The following is a 1,116-nucleotide window of genomic DNA, read 5'->3' as shown; positions in this document are numbered from 1 at the left end:
GCCTTGTCAAGTACTATAGTAACCTGATCCTTATTTTTTAAACTTTCATCGTTTGTAACAGTAATAGATTTTGCATAGGCAAGGTTTATAAGTTGACCTTGATTTCTTTGGAAAATATCTCTTATCTTTTCATCCTTAGTGAAAATTATCGTGTTAGCCTTTCTTGAATTTTCAATATCCATATTAGACCTTGTGTTTCTGATATTTTTGATTGCATTTTCAATATATTCAATCGCATCTTCTTCAGCTTGGAAATTAAATTCTTCCTTATATTTTGGCCAATCAGCAACAATCAATGCAGATTTTCTTTGAGGCAGGGTTTGCCAAATCTCTTCTGTTATAAAAGGCATAAAGGGATGAAGAAGTTTTAAAATATTTTCCAAAACAAATAATAAAACTTTTTGTGTATTTGTCTTTTGACCTTCTGAATATAAAACAGGCTTAACCATTTCTATATACCAGTCGCAAAAATCTGACCAAATAAAGTCATAAATATCAGCAGCAGCAAGTCCAATTTCATACTTGTCAATTTTTTCAGTTATTGATTTTATGGTCTTTTCTAATTTAGAAATTATCCACTTATCTTGATCTTGAAGTTCATCTATAAGAAAATTAGAATCAGAAATATCATCAGATAAATTCATCATTATAAATCTTGTAGCATTCCAAAGCTTGTTGGCAAAATTTCTTGATGATTCAACACGCTTTATATAAAATCTCATGTCATTTCCTGGAGTATTTCCTGTAACTAAAGTAAATCTAAGAGCATCTGCACCATATTCGTCAATAATATCAAGTGGGTCTATGCCGTTACCTAATGATTTTGACATTTTTCTTCCTAATTCATCTCTAACAAGACCATTTAAAAGTACATCTTTAAAGGGTAGTTGTCCCATTTGTTCAAGAGAAGAAAATACCATTCTTATAACCCAGAAGAAAATAATATCGTAGCCAGTTACTAAAACATCTGTTGGGAAGAAATAATCTAAATCTTCAGTTTTTTGGGGCCAGCCTAGGGTTGAAAATGGCCACAAAGCAGATGAAAACCATGTATCAAGTGTATCTTCATCTTGAGTGAAAGTTTTTTTATTATACTCTTCTTTTCCGTTTGGATCT

At 31.0% G+C, this 1,116-nt stretch carries 1 protein-coding gene; it reads right to left on the bottom strand.

Annotation, left to right across the window (positions count from 1 at the left end; all coding sequences use genetic code 11):
- Window positions 1-1,116 (bottom strand): class I tRNA ligase family protein (locus HMPREF9131_RS01415; RefSeq protein ID WP_009344970.1); only part of this gene is annotated, 1,116 nt, incomplete at both ends.

The sequence above is a fragment of the Peptoniphilus sp. oral taxon 836 str. F0141 genome (assembly GCF_000179335.1).
Taxonomy (GTDB): Bacteria; Bacillota; Clostridia; order Tissierellales; family Peptoniphilaceae; genus Peptoniphilus_A; species Peptoniphilus_A lacrimalis.
The sequence above is the reverse complement of the archived record's forward strand: the minus strand, read 5'-3'. Positions and strand labels throughout refer to the sequence as shown.